This window comes from Amycolatopsis sp. CA-128772 (genome assembly GCF_002904295.1).
Classification (GTDB): domain Bacteria; phylum Actinomycetota; class Actinomycetes; order Mycobacteriales; family Pseudonocardiaceae; genus Amycolatopsis.
Map to the genome: position 1 here is coordinate 221,495 of NZ_PPHG01000003.1, position 14,237 is coordinate 235,731.

The following is a 14,237-nucleotide window of genomic DNA, read 5'->3' on the forward strand; positions in this document are numbered from 1 at the left end:
CTCAGATCCGGGGCGCGAGGGTTCCGCCGGAGACGTCGCCTTCGACCACCCCGCCGAAGACCATCGGACCGGTGTTGCCGCCGTGGATGGTGACGTTGTTCGTCGTGACGGCGGCGATCCGGCGCTCGAATGACGCCGGCGAATACCCGGAATCGCTGAGCACCTTGCTGATCGCCGGCACCAGCCGGCTTTCCAGCAGCTTCGTGTACCGCTCGGCGTCGACGACCTGGAAGTAGTCGCGGGCGGCCTCGGCCGCGGCGAGTTCGCGCAATGTGCGCGCGCAGCCGTAGCGATCGGCGTTGAGCGTGTGCCCGTCGTGCGGCAGCGGCCGGATCACCTTGAGCGCGGCCCAGAACCGGCCCGGGCCGGTCACCGGGAGCTTCAGCCACCGGAGGATGCCTTGCCCGACCGGCCGCCACCAGTCCGCGGTCATCTTGTCCCCGGCGCGGAACTCCTCCCGGATCGGCAGCAGCACGCACGGCGTCCACTCGATGTACAGCGTGCTCTCCTCGACGGCCGCGTGCAGGAAGGCCGAGAGGACGAGTTCCCGGTTCCACGTCTCGACCTGGAAGCAGAGGTAGTACCGCGCCCACTCGCGCGGGCGGTGGTAGATCCGCCCCGCCTCCTCCGTCGGCAGGTGGTGCGCGGGCGGCTGGGAAACGCCGGCCAGGTAGGGCGTCGTGACCGGTTCGTGCACGCGGTCGATCAGGCCCTCGGCCGGGCTGAACACCCTGCCCTCGACGCGCAGGTCCCGGAGGCGTTCGTCCGGCGACAGCGCGGCGTGCCGCTGCAGCTCCTCGACCGCCTTCCCGACTTCCGCGTAGAACCGCGCGGTGGTGAGCGGCTCGGCCGGCGAGCCGGTGCCGTCGAGCCGCTCCAACGGCAACGCCAGCGACCACGGCGTGACGCTGGTTCCGGCGCCGACGAACGGGTTGCGCCCCCGGTAGACGACCAGAGGTACCCGGGCGTCGGGCGACTCGGCGACGCGGCCGGCGCGGTGGCGGTCGAGGGTCCGGCGCAGCCGGGGCGGGCTGAAGAGGAGCGCGAGGCGATCGGGCGACGGGCGTCGCACCGCGCCCGGCACGCGGGCACGGCGGCCGAAGTACCGCCGGACCGTCTGCCAGACCACGACGCGGTCCGCGATCAGGATGACCAGCATCATCAGGGCCGAAGCAACGGAAACCACGGCCGGGTCCAGCCCGAACCAGCTGTGCACCAGGTCGGAGCTGACGAACGGGGTGGTCTCCGAACCGGCGCGGGAGGACCCGCTCGAGCTGCTCTGCAGCGCGGAGATCGCCTCCGCGATCGACGGGAGCAGGATGGCCCCGATGAACAGCGAGAAGACGGCCATCAGCTTGCCGGCGACGAACAACCCGGAGCCGGGCCGGCCCCACCGGACCGATCTCCAGATCGGTCTGACCGAGAGCAGAGCGGCCCACGTCAACCATCCGCCGAGGAAGGGACTCCCCAGGCTGGTCGTCACGAACACGATGGTCAGCAGGGCCAGGGCGCCGTCGCGGAATTTGCGCCGGGTCCGCGCCGCGACGACTTCGGTGAGCACCGTGGGGGTGTCCAGGCCGGGCGTCAACGGCACCTGGCGGGTGTCTTCGACCAGCAGCTCGCGAACGGCTTCGTCGCAGTAGCGGCGGTCCAGGTGGGCTGCCGCCGCGAGGTAGCGGGTGTTGTCGTCCAGCGGCGGCAGTTCGGCTTCGGCGTGCTCGGCCGCGAAGCTCGTCCAGTCGGTCGTCGGCTCGTGGACGGTCACGGGCGGCTCCGCTCGACCATGGTGTTCAGCAGCTCCGGCATCGGCTGCCAGCCCGAATCCAGGGCGGAAACGTACACGAAGTACTCCACTCCTCCGGTGCGCCAGTAGACCGCGCGCACGTGCCGCGTCCCCTGCGTCGAGGACTCCCAGGTGAACTCCCAGTCGACGGCTTCGCGGCCGCGCACGTCGATCGGGTCCATCCGGACGCGGCGCAGGCCGGTGAGCCGGGTGGCCGTGTCCCTCTCGGCGGCGGCGTGCGTGCCGATGAGGTCACCGCGGGCTTCGGTCGCGCCGTAGCGGACGTAGTTCGAGCCGTCGCGCGGATCGGTCGCTTGGTAAGAACCGGGGTTTTTCGGTTCGCTCGCCCAGCCCCGCGGGACGACGGTGCTGAACCCGTCGGGCGCGGTGACGGTTTCGTAGTCCTGGCCGGCCGGCGTCGGCGTGCTCGGGGGAATTCCGATCGCCGGGGCCGAAGATTGGTAACCGGGCGGATCCGGATCCATTGCCGAAACCGACTGGACGGTTTGTACTTTGCTCCCGTTCACGATCAGCAGCGCCGTTCCGGCCGCCGCGCAAAGAAGGAAGTTGGCCGCGCCGGCAACGGCTGCGAACCGGGTGTTGCTCGCGGACATTCCCGAGATCCTCCCAAAACCGTGAGCCGGCTGCGTAGCCGAGAGCGGAGACCGTAGCATGGTGCCCCGGCCCGATGTCCCCGCGTTGGAGAATCCCCCGTGAACAGTTCCCTGAAAGATCTTTTAGCCGACCTGAAACGTCTGGAAGACGCGCTCGCCGCAGCTCCCGGAGACGCGCGAATCCGCGATCGGCTCGCGTGCGCGCTCGCGGAATCGACCGTGCGGGTGCGCAGCCTGACGCGCGATCGCCGTCCGGTCATGGCCACACCGGGCCAGCGCGCGTTCTGCGCGGCGGCGGCCGACCGGATCCTCGAACTCGGCGCGGGCGGGGAGGCCGTCCAGGCGACGGCCCGATCGCTCAAGAAGGAGATCGAAGCGGGCGAGGCGTGGACGTGGCGCACGCCGGTGACCGCACTCGCGCTCGCCATCGCGGCCACGGCACTCGGCATCGCCTGGGCGGTCAACGGCGGCCTCGACGGCGACATCGGCGCCGTGGCGGCGGCAAGCGTCCTCAGCAGCGTCGCGCTCGTCGCCGTGACGCTGCGACACCGGACGCGGCGCTGGCAGCACGAAGCCGACCGGGTCGCGGCGTTCGTCTGCCGCAACGGCTTGTAGGGGAGCCGCCAGCGGGCGCGCGGTCCGTGAGCCCTTAGGGGTTTTTCCAGACTTCCGCCGCCGAGATGGGATCTCAAGGGCGGAGCGGGGTAGAACCGGGGCATGGTGAGCACGGAACCCGGCCTTGTCGACTTCCCGCGGCGGGCGCCCGGCCAGGTCACTCCGCCCGAGGGCTATGCCGGGCTGCGGGCCCGGCCCGGTCTGTGCCGGACCGTGCTTCCCGGGGGGACGCCCGTCTGGCTCGTTGCGCGGCACGAGGATGTGCGGGCCGCGCTCACCGATCCGCGGCTCAGCTCCGATCCCGCGCGGCCCGGGTTTCCTGCCACCGGTGGGGCGCCCGAAGCGCTGCCCGGGTGGTTCGTGGCCATGGATGCGCCTGAGCACACGCGGTACCGGAAGCTGCTCATCCCGGAATTCACCGTGCGGAAGGTGCGTGAACTGCGGCCCGGTGTCCAGGAAATCGTCGACGAGCGGATCGACGCCATGCTGGCCGGGGGGAACTCCGCGGATCTCGTCTCGGCCTTCTGTCTCGTGCTGCCTTCGCTCGTCATCTGCCGGCTGCTCGGCGTGCCCTACGAAGACCACGAGCACTTCGAGTCCCGCACCCGCGTGCTGGTCAGCCTCGCTTCGACGGCGCGGCAGCGGGAAGCCGCGCTGGGGGAGATCAACACCTACCTCACCGAACTGATCGCCGCGAAGCGGGTGCGGCCGGGGGAGGATCTGATCAGCCGGCTGATCGGCGGCGGGGTGCTGGACGATGCCGAACTGCTCGGGGTGGCCATGCTGCTGCTGGTCGCCGGGCACGAAACCACCGCCAACATGCTTTCCCTCGGGGTCGTCATGCTGCTGGAAAACCCGCAGTGGATCGGGCACGAGGGCGTCGTCGAAGAGCTGCTGCGGTTCTTCTCCATCTCCGACGTCGTGAGCCTGCGCGTCGCCACCGAGGACCTCGAGATTTCCGGGCAGCTGATCCGCCGCGGTGAAGGCGTCGCGCCGCTCGGCCTGGCCGCGGGGCACGACGGGACCGTGTTCGAGGACGCCGGCGAGTTCTGCCCCGCCCGCCCGGCGCGCCACCACGTCGCCTTCGGCTACGGCATCCACCAGTGCCTCGGGCAGCACCTGGCGCGGCTGGAAATGGAGGTCGCGCTGACCACCCTGTTCGCCCGGGTGCCGCGGCTGCGCCTGGCGGTGCCCGCCGACGAACTGGCGTTCAAGCACGACGGAGTCCTCTTCGGACTCTACGAGCTGCCCGTGCGCTGGTAGCTCAGGCGGTCAGCACGTTCACGCCTTCGCGTTCGATTTCCGCGGCCACCGTGGAATCGATGCCACCATCGGTGATGAACGTGTCCACGTCGGACAGTTCGGCGAAGCGGGCGAAGTGGTCGTTGCCCACCTTCGTGTGGTCGGCCAGCAGCACGACGCGGCGGGCGCCGGCGATCGAGGCCCGCTTGACCATCGCTTCGGCCGGGTCCGGGGTGGTCAGGCCGCGCTCGACGGACAGGCCGTTGGTCGCCATGAACGCCACTTCGACGAACGTTTCGCTGAGCGAGTGCAGCGCCCAGGAGTCGACCGAGGCGAGCGTGCGCGCCCGCAGGCGGCCGCCCACCAGCATCACCGTGAGGTTGGGCCGCTTGGACAGCGTCAGCGCGATGTTCACCGAGTTGGTGACCACCGTGAGATTGCAGTCGATCGGCAGCGCCTCGGCCAGGTGCGCGGTGGTCGTGCCCGCGTCGAGCAGGATCGCCCCCTCCGCGGGCAGCTCGGCGAGCGCCGCCTTGCCGATGCGCTTCTTCTCCGCGGTCATCACGCTTTCCCGCGTGTTCAGCGCCGGCTCGAAGCCCAGGCGCTCGATGGGGATCGCCCCGCCGTGTACGCGGCGGAGCGATCCGTGGCGTTCCAGGGTGGTGAGGTCGCGGCGGATCGTCTCCGTCGTCACCGCGAACTCGGCCGCCAGTTCGGCCACGTCGACCCGGCCGTGGGACCGGGCCTGCTCGAGGATCAGCTGCTGACGCTCTTCCGCGTACACCGCGACCCCCGCTCATGTCGTTCTGTGTTGGTGCTGATGTTACTTTATGTTGAATCGCGTCCGGAAGGCAATGCCGCCACCGGCGCGGCGAGCGCGGTGAGCTCCCGCTGGAGCTCCGCGTTCACCGCGCTCTGCTGCCGGGCGAGGAAGAAGTGGCCCCCGGGGAAGACGGCCAGGCGGAAGCCGCCTTCGGTGTGCGCCTCCCAGTTCCCGGCCTCCTCGGGAGTCACCTTCGGGTCCTGGTCGCCGATCAGCACGGTGACCGGGCAGCGCACGCGGCGCCCGGCGGGGCACGCGTAGGTCTCGATGGCCCGGTAGTCGGCGCGGATCGCCGGCAGCGCCATCCGCAGGATCTCGTCGTCGCCGATGACCGTCCCGTCCGCCCGGTTGAGGTCCCGGACCTCCTCGAGCACGCCGTCGTCGTCGCGCTCGTGGACGCGCTCGTCGCGGAAGGTCGAGGGCCCGCGCCGTCCGGACGCGACGATCGCCCCCGGCGCCCGCAGGCCGCGCTGTTCGAGCCGCCAGGCGGTTTCGAAGGCGAGGACGGCGCCCATACTGTGCCCGAAGAACACCGCCGGCTTGTCCGAGAGGGCGGCCAGCTCGCCGGCGATCAGCTCGGCCAGCCCGGCGATCGAGTCGACGTTCGGCTCCCGGCGGCGGTCCTGCCGGCCCGGGTACTGCAGCGAAACCACGTCGACGTCCGGGGCGAACCGCGCCGAAACCGGATGGAAGTAGCTGGCCGAACCGCCGGCGTGCGGGAAACACACGAGCCGGACACCCGCGCCGGCGGCGGGGTGGTAACGGCGGATCCACGACGTCGTGGCGTTGTCCGCGATGTTCACGAGAGCGCTTCCCTTCGACGCGGTAACAGGTCCGCCAGTGAACCGCGGTCCGGGCCACGGATTCCCTAGTGTTGCCGCTCACACCGGGCCGCTCCGCTCCGGGATCCGCCGAGCTTCGGGGTTTTCCGGGTGCGCGACGACCTAACGTCGGCCGGGCACGCGATCGGCGTGCCCCGCCGAGAGGAGTCCCGATGACCGCCGACGCGCTCACTGCCGCCCGGCGCAAGGCGACCGAGCTGCGTCGCGCCATCCAATCCCTGCACCGGATCCACGGGGACACCCCGCCGATGCGGCGCCTGATGAGCGACCTCGGCTGGATCGAGAGCGGGCTGGGCGAGCTGCCCGCCGCCCCGGCCGCCGTCACCGACCGGGTTCCCGTGCCCGACACGCCGTACGCGCCCGAGATGTGGCAGGGGGCCGACGACGAGGGGCTGGGCGGCCGCCGCCTCCCGTGAAAGGCCGGTGAGATGGCGGAGGTGACGAGCGTCGCCGGGCGCGTGGCCGGCCGGCGGCGGGAGCTGGAGGTCCTCGGTTCGGCGTTCGCCAACGCGCGGGCCGGTTCGGCCACCCTGGTGCGGGTGCGCGGTGCGACCGGGACCGGCAAGACGGCGCTGCTGGCGGAGTTCGCGCGGTCCGTCGGTGACCGCGCGGTCGTGCTGTCGGAGACCTGCCGCCGTCCGGGCGGCGCCGGGCGGGCCGCCGAAGGGCTCCTGCCGGACTCCGGGGGCCGGGACGGCATGCCGGTGCCGGTGCTGTCCCGGCGGCTGGGGCGCCGCCTGGCCGAGCTCACCGTGGCCGGTCCCGTCGTCGTCCTGCTCGACGACTTCCACCACTGCGACGAGGCCTCCGTGCGGGTGCTGGCGCACCAGGCGCACCGGGGTGCCGAGCAGCCCCTGCTCGTCGTGGTCGCCCAGCGCCCCGCCGGCCACCCGCTGTGGCCGCCGATGACGCTGCCGCCGGGCGACGTGGCGACCATCGACCTGGGGGCGTTCACCGAAGCCGAGGTCGCCGGCGTCGCCGCCGCGTGGTGGCCCGAACCGCCCGGACCCGGCTTCGTCGCCGAGCTGACCGAGCTGACCGGCGGCAACCCCGCGTTGCTGGGGGACGTCTGCGCGGCCCTGCACCTGGACGGGCTGGCCGCGGACGAGCACGCGCTGGCCCGGGCCCGCGTGCTCGTCCCGGCCGCCCGCGCCCGGCTGGTCGAGCGGGCGCTGGCCGGCCGGCCGGTCCACGTGCGGCGCGCCGCGGAAGCGGTGGCCGTGCTCGGCGCCCCTGACGTGGAGCTCGTCGCCCTGCTCGGCGGCGTGCCCGAACCGCTCGCCGCCGAAGCCCTCGGTGTCCTGGCCGCCGAACGGCTGCTGCGCGCCGACGGCCGGGAGCTCGTCTCGCCCGCCGTCCGCGACGCGGTCCTGGCCGGCGTGCCGGAGCGGCGGCTGGAGTCGCTGCGGCTGAGCGCGGCCCGGCTGCTCAACGACCGCGGGTGCGCCCCCGAGGACGTCGGCGCGCACCTGCTCGGCCGGCGGCGGCTGCCCGAGCGGTGGATGCGGGACGTGCTCGCCGAAGCCGCGCGCACCGCGGAACGGGCGGGCCGCCCCCACGACGCCGCCCGCTACCTCGGCGTGCTCGTCGCCGACCGGCCCCAGGACGTGCCGATGCGGATCGAGTTCGCCCGGCTCGTCGGCGTGCGGGACCCCCTGGCGGCGTACGCGACCCTCGCCGGGGTGGCCGAGCTGGCCGAGGACCCCCGCAGCCGGGCGCGGATCTCCCTGCAGCTGGCCATCGCGGCGTTGCCCGCCCGGGAACCGCAGGAGGCGACGCGGCTGCTGACCGGCGCGCTCGAGCAGCTCGGCGGACACGCCGGGGACGCCGACCGCGGCCTGCGGATCGAGCTGGAGGCCGCGCTGCTGGCCGTGGCCTTCGAACAGCCCGGTGCGCTGGACCTCCTCGGCGCGCGCCTGCCCGCGATGTCCACGCTGACCGGCCAGACCCCGGCCGAGGTCGGCGTGCTGGCCATGGCCGCGGTGGCGCACATGGTGCGCGGCACCGACCGCGACCTCGCCGTCTCCTGCGCGCGGCGGGCCCTCGAACGCCCCGAACCCTCGGTGCGGTGGGCCGGTTCACTGGCCGCCTACGTCCTGTTCACCGCCGACGAAGTGGACGAAGCCCTGCACGCGCTGGGCGGGCTGGCCCCGGGCCCGGTGCGCGGCGACGCCGGCTGGCCGGAGGTCGTCGCCCTGACCGCGCACTCGTGGCTCACGTGCGGCGCCGGCGACCTCTCCCGGGCCCTCTCGGACGCGTCGGCGGCCGTGCGCGCCGCCGAGCACGACGACCGCGCCGAGCTCGCCACCGCACCGCTGGTCGCCCAGGCCCTGGTGCTGCTGCAGCAGGGCGACGTCGACGGCGCGGCGGCCGCGATGGCCCGCGCCGACCGCACCGGGCCCGACGGGTCCCTGCTCCGCTTCCCGATGCACCTGCTGGCTCGCGGACGGCTCGCCGAGGCACGCGGGGACCTGGCGGAGGCGGTCGCGGCCTTCCGCCGGTGCGGGGCCGGCCTGCGCGCGGAGGGCAGCGCGAACCCGGTGTTCGTCCCGTGGTGGCTCGACGGCGCCCGGGTGCTCGTCCGGCTCGGCCGCCGGTCCGAGGCGGCCGAGCTCGTGGCGCACGGCGAAGAGCTGGCCCGGGCCTGGGGCTCCGCTTCGGCGCGGGGGCTGGCGCTGCTGGGCCGCGGCCTGGTGGCCGACGGCGACGCCGCCGTCGACGGGCTCACCGCCGCGACCGCCGTGCTCGGCGCGACGCCGGCGTCGTGGTACCTCGCCGAAGCGGAAACCGCGCTGGGGCGGGCCCGCCTGCGCACCGGCGACCACCAGGGCGCGCGCCGGGCGTTCCGCGCCGCCGTGGACCTCTCGGTGCGGTCCGGCTTCTGGAGCCGCGCGGAGGACGCGCAGGCCGGGGTGACCGCGGCGGGCGGGCGCAACTACCCGGTCACCGGCAGCGTGACCGACGTGCTGACGCTCGGGGAGCGGCGTGTCGGCGAGCTCGCCGCGGCGGGCGCGACCAACCGGATCATCGCCGACACGCTCCAGCTCGCCGTGCGGACCGTCGAGATCCACCTGACGAGCGTCTACCGCAAGCTGGGCGTCAGCGGCCGCACCCAGCTGCAGGACCGGTTCCCCGCCGGCCTGCTCGCACCGGAACCCGTGCTGTGACGGCTGACGAGCGGGGGAGCGGGCTGCGTCCGGTGCCCGGGCTGTCGGTGCTCGTCGACGACGCCGGCGTGCTCGAAGTGGTGCTGCCCACCGGCGAGCACCGCGTGCTCGCCAGCGGTCTCGGCGCCGCGATGTGGATCGCGCTGGCCCAGCACGGCTGGGACCCCGCCGCCGCGGCGCGGACGCTGGGTCCCACCTGCGACGTCGAACCGGCCGAGCTGACCGGTTCGCTGCGCGCGTGGATGGGCGACCTGGCGGCGCTGGGCGTGCTGAGCGACGGCCCCGTCGTGGCCGAGCCCGACGGAAAACCCTAGACATACGGGCTCTTCGTTGACCCGCACCGCCGCCGTGACCGACGCTTCCCGGCGTACGAAGGAAAACCGACGATGCAGGGAGACGCGGTGGGCGGACAGGCGCAGGATCGGCCGGCCGTGATCGGCGGCGGCGTGATGGGGTCCGCCATCGCGGCGATGGCGCTGGGGCACGGGGTTCCGGTCACCCTGGTCGAAGTCGACGGCGATGCGGTGGACCTGGCGAAGCGGCGTGTGGCGCAGCAACTGCGGCACGCCCGCCTGATGGGCGCGTTCCCCGACGTCGCCGAGGGGAACCTGACCGCGACGAGCGACCTGGGCGCGGCGAAGGACGCGACCGCGGTCGTCGAGGCGGTCATCGAAGACGACAAGGTCAAGGCCGAGGTGCTCGGCACGCTTTCGGCGCTGGTCGCCCCGGGCACCCCGCTGATCACCAACACCTCCGGCATCCCGGTGGACGAGCTGGCCGAATCGGTCGAGCGCCCCGCGGACCTGCTGGCCACGCACTTCATGAACCCGGCCTACCTCATCCCGAACGTCGAGGTGGTCCGCGGGCCGCGGACCGGGCAGTCCACTTTGGACGCCGTGCTGGGCCTGCTGGAGCGGCTGAGCCGCCGCCCGGTCGTCGTGCGGGACTCACCCGGGTTCGTCACCAGCCGGCTGCTGCACCCCATGATCAACGACGCCGCGCGCGTGGTCGAGGAAGGCACCGCGTCGGTGGAGGCGGTCGACGAGCTCATGCAGGGCTGCCTCGGCCACCCGACCGGCCCGCTGCGCACCGCCGACCTGATCGGCCTGGACAACCTCGCGGACGCGCTGCGGGCGCTCGCCGAACGCACCGGCGACCCGCGGCACGCCCCGTGCGCCCTGCTGCAGTCCAAAGTGGCCGACGGCCACCTCGGCCGGAAATCCGGGCGGGGTTTCTACGAGTACGGGAAGGTGTTCTGAGTGAACGACGTCTCCACCACCGCAACCCCCGCGCGCACGGCGGAGGCCGTGACGCGGGAGATCCGGGACTTCCTGACCGCGCGCGTCAAGCAGGACGTGCCGGTCGACCAGGACCTCTTCCGCACCGGCCTGGTCTCGTCGATGTTCGCCATGGAGCTGGTCGTGTTCCTGGAGCAGACCTACGGCATCGCGATCGTCGGGGCCGACCTCAAGCTCGACAACTTCCGCACCGTCGAAGGCATGACGGCGCTCGTGGGGCGCCTGCTCGATGAGTGAGCACGCCCTGGAAGCGGCCGCCGCCGAACTGACCGCGCGGGTCGGCGACCGGGCGGCGGCCTGGGACGTCGAGGGCCTGTTGCCCGAGGAACTGCTGCGCGCGCTGGGCGCCCGGGGCCTGCTGTGCGCCGAAGTGCCCGCCGAATACGGCGGCCTCGGCGCCGGCAGCCTCCACAGTGGACGGTTTACCGCGCACGCCGGCTCGCTGTGCAGCTCCCTGCGCAGCGTGATGACCTCCCAGGGCATGGCGGCCTGGACCATCCAGCGCTTCGGCGACCGCGCCCAGCGGGCGAACTACCTCGGCCGGCTCACCTCGGGCGACCTGGCCGCGGTGGCGTTCAGCGAACCCGCGGCGGGCAGCGACCTGTCGTCGGTGGCGACCACCGTCCGCGCCGACGGCGACGAAGTCGTGGTCAACGGCGAGAAGGTCTGGATCACAGCGGCGGCCTACGCGGACCTGATCGTGGTCGTCGGCGAGCTCGACGGGCTCGGCGCGGCGGTCGTCGTCCCGGCGACCGCCGAGGGCGTCACCATCGAGCGCGTCCCGCACCCCAGCGGGTGCCGGGCCGCGGGCCACTCGACCGTCCGGCTGGCGGACGTCCGGCTGCCGCGTTCGGCGGTGCTGGGCGGCGGCGGGGTCGAGTTGTCGATGCTCGTCACGACCGCGCTCGCCTACGGGCGGATTTCGGTCGCCTGGGGCTGCGTCGGCATCCTGCGGGCCTGCCTGGCCGCGGCCGGCGCGCACGCGGCGAACCGGCACCAGGGCGGCGTGGCGCTGGCCGACCGCCAGCTCGTCGCCCGGCACCTGGCCGACCTCTACGCCGACGAGCAGGCCGCGACCCGCGTGTGCGAGCACGCCAGCCGGGCCTGGGACGAGCGCTCGCCCGAACTGGTGGTCGCGACCGTGCTGGCCAAGTACGTCAGCTCGACGGCGGCAGCCCGCGGCTCGGGTACGGCGGTGCAGGTGCTGGCCTCGGCCGCGGCCCAGGACGGCCACGTGGTCGCCCGGGCGCACCGCGACGCGAAGCTGATGGAACTCATCGAAGGCAGCAACGAGATCTGCCAGCTCATCCTGGCGGGGCACACCCGTGTCCTCGTGAATACCGGCGACTGAGGAGGAGTCCGGTGGCTAGCACGACCATGGTCAAGTGCCTGGTGTGGGACCTCGACGGAACCCTGTGGAACGGCACGCTGCTCGAAGACGGCGCGGTCGAGGTGGCCGAGGAGATCCGGCAGCTCGTGAAGACCCTCGACGCGCGCGGCATCCTGCAGTCGGTGGCGAGCAAGAACGACCACGAGCACGCCTGGGCCCGGCTGGAGGAACTCGGCCTCGCGGAGTACTTCGTGCTGCCGCAGATCGGCTGGCACCCGAAGTCGCAGTCGGTCAAGGCGATCGCGGACGAGCTGAAGTTCGCGCTGGAGACGATCGCGTTCGTCGATGACCGCGACAGCGAGCTGGCCGAGGTGACCTACCACCACCCGCAGGTACGCACCTACCGCGCGCAGGACGTGCCGGCGCTGGCGGGCCTGCCGGAGTTCAGCCCGGAGACGGTCACCGTCGATTCGCGGCGGCGCCGCCAGATGTACCAGGCGTCCTTCCGCCGCCAGGAGGCCCAGGCCGGGTTCGCCGGCCCGGACGAGGACTTCCTGCGCTCGCTGGACCTGCGCATGACGATCCTGCCCGCGACCGACACCGAGCTGACCCGGGTGGAGGAGCTGACCCGGCGCACGAGCCAGATGAACGCCACCGGCATCCACTACTCCGACGAGAAGCTGCGCGGCCTGCTCGACGACCCCTCCCACCGCGTGCTGGTGGTCAGCATGCAGGACCGCTTCGGCCCGCACGGCGCGGTCGGGGTCATCCTGCTGGAGACGTTCGAGGAGCTCTGGCACCTCAAGCTGCTGGCGACTTCGTGCCGGGTGGTGTCCTTCGGTGCGGGCTCGATCATCCTGCGCTGGCTGGCCGACCAGGCCGCGAACGCCGACGCGCACCTGGTCGCCGACTTCCGGCCGACCGACCGCAACCGGATGATGGAGATCGCCTACCGCTTCGCCGGTTTCGCCGACGACGCCTGCGCGTGCACCGCGGTGCTGCCGTCGGGGGAGGTCGCGGGGCTGCAGCGCCTGCACCTGGAGCCGGTGCCGCAGGAGGAACCGACGACGGTGACCCTGGTGGCGCCCGACCTCACCGAGCCCGTCGGCATCCGCTGAGGTTCTTTCGCGAAGAGGCCCGTCCCCGGCCCGGGGGCGGGCCTCTTCGGCGTTCGCCGCGTACGGGAAACGGCCGCCACGGGGTCCGTGGCGGCCGGTCCCGGCGGGGTCAGCCCGCCTTGCGGATGAGCGTGATGCCGTCGGCCATCGGCAGCAGGGACATCTCCACGCGCGGGTCGTCGCGCACCAGGCGGTTGAACTCGCGGATGGCGACGGTGTCGGGGTCGAGGGCTTCGGGATCGGTGACGCGGCCGAAGAAGAGCGTGTTGTCCACGACGATCAGGCCGTCGGGGGCCAGCAGCCGGAGCGCAGCCTCGTAGTAGGCGGCGTAGCCGACCTTGTCGGCGTCGATGAAGACGAGGTCGACCGCGCCCGGCCCGTACTCGTGGAAGAGGGCGTCGAGCACCTGCTCGGCGGGATCGATCCGCAGGTCGATCCGGTCCTCCACGCCGGCGCGCCGCCAGTAGGGGCGGCCGAACGCCGGCCAGCGGGCGGTGATGTCGCAGGTCACGAGCAGCCCGTTGGCGGGCAGCGCGCGGGCCAGGCAGAGGGAGCCGTACCCGGTGAAGGTGCCGACCTCCACCACCAGGCGCGCCCGGGTCAGCCTGACCAGCAACGCGAGCAGCCGGCCTTCTTCCGCGGACACCTGCATCGCCGCCCCCATGGGCAGCGATGCCGTCTCGTCGCGCAGTTCGCGCAGGATTTCGTCCTCGGCTTGCGAATGCTCGCTCACGTAGCTGAGTACGTCGGAGGACGCCAGTAGTTGGGTCGCCATGGCCGAAGCCTAGGTTCGCCGCTACCTGGAAGTGTCTAGTTCACCGGCGCAGCAGCCCTTGGTGCACGCGGTGCAGCAACGCCAGCGGCGGCCGCCCGGCGAGCCCCAGCTCCGGCACGTCGGCGCCGAGCAGGCCGGCGTCGACGCCGCGCCGGACGAGGGCGCGGGTGTCGTCCAGCGACCGCAGCAGGTAGGCGGAAGCCTCGGCGAGCGAGGTGGGGATCTGGCACATCCGGCACAGGGCGGCGAGCTCCGGCTCGAGGTCACGCGCGGCCCGGTGCCGCCCGGTGGCGAAGAGCATGACCTCCGGGGGCAGCAGGTGCCGGGCGCGCGGAGGCGGGAGCCGGGTGCCGCGGACGTAGGGCGGTGCCGGCGTGGCCGGGGGGCCGGCGGTGGTCCCGGGAGGTGTGGCGGGCCGGGTGCCGAGGGTGGCCGCGCGCCGGCCGCGGGTGCGGTCGTCTCCGGCGGACTCGGCGGGGTCGGGGTGGGATTCGGCTGAGCCGGGCCGGGTGGGGCGCGCCTGCTGCGGGGTGTGGGGGCCGGGACGGTCGACGCGGGTGGCGCCGCCGGTCGCGGTGGCCCGGGCGGGGCGCGGCTTCCGCTCGGCCCGGGCGGGGCGCGCGTTCCGCT

The 14,237-nt window shown here is 73.4% G+C and carries 15 protein-coding genes; 9 read left to right on the forward strand and 6 right to left on the reverse strand.

What is annotated here, in order from left to right:
* Window position 1: 1 nt before the first annotated feature.
* Complete coding sequence (locus tag C2L59_RS01480; RefSeq protein ID WP_103347677.1) at window positions 2-1,765, reverse strand: hypothetical protein; 1,764 nt, start codon at window positions 1,763-1,765, stop codon at window positions 2-4.
* Complete coding sequence (locus tag C2L59_RS01485) at window positions 1,762-2,397, reverse strand: hypothetical protein (RefSeq protein WP_103347678.1); 636 nt, start codon at window positions 2,395-2,397, stop codon at window positions 1,762-1,764. Before C2L59_RS01485 ends, C2L59_RS01480 begins: the two co-directional genes overlap by 4 nt.
* A 258-nt stretch (window positions 2,398-2,655) precedes the next feature.
* On the opposite strand from C2L59_RS01485, the gene C2L59_RS01490 reads away from it, so the two are divergent.
* On the forward strand, window positions 2,656-3,012 hold the full coding sequence (locus C2L59_RS01490; protein WP_146060260.1) for a hypothetical protein: 357 nt from the start codon (window positions 2,656-2,658) through the stop codon (window positions 3,010-3,012).
* Window positions 3,013-3,114: 102 nt separating this feature from the next.
* Window positions 3,115-4,275, forward strand: a complete 1,161-nt coding sequence (locus C2L59_RS01495) for a cytochrome P450 (RefSeq protein ID WP_103347680.1) — start codon at window positions 3,115-3,117, stop codon at window positions 4,273-4,275.
* Between the two features lies 1 nt (window position 4,276).
* Here the strand turns inward: C2L59_RS01495 and C2L59_RS01500 are convergent, their stop codons facing one another.
* Complete coding sequence (locus C2L59_RS01500; protein ID WP_103347681.1) at window positions 4,277-5,038, reverse strand: DeoR/GlpR family DNA-binding transcription regulator; 762 nt, start codon at window positions 5,036-5,038, stop codon at window positions 4,277-4,279.
* Between the two features lie 44 nt (window positions 5,039-5,082).
* Window positions 5,083-5,880 carry a thioesterase II family protein gene (locus tag C2L59_RS01505; RefSeq protein WP_103347682.1) on the reverse strand — a complete coding sequence of 266 codons (798 nt, stop codon included), beginning with the start codon at window positions 5,878-5,880 and terminating at the stop codon, window positions 5,083-5,085.
* A 191-nt stretch (window positions 5,881-6,071) separates the two neighbouring features.
* Here C2L59_RS01505 and C2L59_RS01510 point away from each other — a divergent pair, with 191 nt between their 5' ends.
* From C2L59_RS01510 to C2L59_RS01540, 7 genes are all read left to right on the forward strand, one after another.
* Window positions 6,072-6,335 carry a hypothetical protein gene (locus C2L59_RS01510; protein ID WP_103347683.1) on the forward strand — a complete coding sequence of 88 codons (264 nt, stop codon included), beginning with the start codon at window positions 6,072-6,074 and terminating at the stop codon, window positions 6,333-6,335.
* A gap of 12 nt (window positions 6,336-6,347) precedes the next feature.
* Window positions 6,348-9,086 (forward strand): AAA family ATPase, encoded by a 2,739-nt coding sequence (locus C2L59_RS01515; protein WP_103347684.1) that lies wholly within the window; start codon window positions 6,348-6,350, stop codon window positions 9,084-9,086.
* The gene (locus tag C2L59_RS01520; protein ID WP_103347685.1) at window positions 9,083-9,400 is read left to right on the forward strand and encodes a hypothetical protein; all 318 of its coding nucleotides are present in this window, start codon (window positions 9,083-9,085) and stop codon (window positions 9,398-9,400) included. Before C2L59_RS01515 ends, C2L59_RS01520 begins: the two co-directional genes overlap by 4 nt.
* Before the next feature lie 72 nt (window positions 9,401-9,472).
* Window positions 9,473-10,345, forward strand: coding sequence for a 3-hydroxyacyl-CoA dehydrogenase family protein (locus tag C2L59_RS01525; RefSeq protein WP_103347686.1), 873 nt, complete (start codon window positions 9,473-9,475; stop codon window positions 10,343-10,345).
* Window positions 10,346-10,621 carry an acyl carrier protein gene (locus C2L59_RS01530; RefSeq protein WP_103347687.1) on the forward strand — a complete coding sequence of 92 codons (276 nt, stop codon included), beginning with the start codon at window positions 10,346-10,348 and terminating at the stop codon, window positions 10,619-10,621.
* Window positions 10,614-11,735, forward strand: a complete 1,122-nt coding sequence (locus C2L59_RS01535; protein ID WP_103347688.1) for an acyl-CoA dehydrogenase family protein — start codon at window positions 10,614-10,616, stop codon at window positions 11,733-11,735. The genes C2L59_RS01530 and C2L59_RS01535 overlap by 8 nt, the downstream gene beginning before the upstream one ends.
* A 26-nt stretch (window positions 11,736-11,761) precedes the next feature.
* Window positions 11,762-12,832, forward strand: a complete 1,071-nt coding sequence (locus C2L59_RS01540; protein ID WP_103347689.1) for an HAD family hydrolase — start codon at window positions 11,762-11,764, stop codon at window positions 12,830-12,832.
* A 109-nt stretch (window positions 12,833-12,941) separates the two neighbouring features.
* Here C2L59_RS01540 and C2L59_RS01545 read toward each other — a convergent pair whose 3' ends face one another.
* Both C2L59_RS01545 and C2L59_RS01550 read right to left on the reverse strand, forming a co-directional pair.
* Complete coding sequence (locus C2L59_RS01545; protein ID WP_103347690.1) at window positions 12,942-13,607, reverse strand: O-methyltransferase; 666 nt, start codon at window positions 13,605-13,607, stop codon at window positions 12,942-12,944.
* Window positions 13,608-13,647: 40 nt separating this feature from the next.
* Window positions 13,648-14,237: DUF742 domain-containing protein (locus C2L59_RS01550; RefSeq protein ID WP_146060261.1), on the reverse strand; the 590-nt coding region annotated here is incomplete at its 5' end.